This window comes from Halorubrum sp. SP3 (assembly GCF_005435195.1).
In the GTDB taxonomy this organism is placed as follows: Archaea; Halobacteriota; Halobacteria; order Halobacteriales; family Haloferacaceae; genus Halorubrum; species Halorubrum sodomense.
Window position 1 is genome coordinate 1 of sequence record NZ_SGTU01000583.1, and the last position, 292, is coordinate 292.

At 55.5% G+C, this 292-nt stretch carries 1 pseudogene; it reads left to right on the forward strand.

The window, feature by feature from the left end:
- Nucleotides 1-106 precede the first annotated feature (106 nt).
- Nucleotides 107-292 (forward strand): annotated as a pseudogene (locus EXE42_RS17660) (ISH3 family transposase); the annotation flags it as partial.

Here is a 292-nt window from a genome sequence, read left to right on the forward strand (position 1 = left end):
GGTGAGGACGAGACGCTGATCGTCCGGTTCGACGATCTGGACGATCTCGACGTGGAACGGGAGGTTCGACAGCTGAAGGCCGAACGTTCTGGCAGTGGCAAGGACTGACGCGCCGTTCATCGACTCACCACGAGATGCTCGATACCACCACGCGAAACGCTTCGGTATCGACACGAGCTATCGACTCTCTAAACAAAGTATTGCGACGACCTCAACACAAAATCCGGTCGTACGGCTGCTGTACGTCGTGGTGAGCTTGTTGTTACAGAACGTCTGGCGGTATTTACACTGG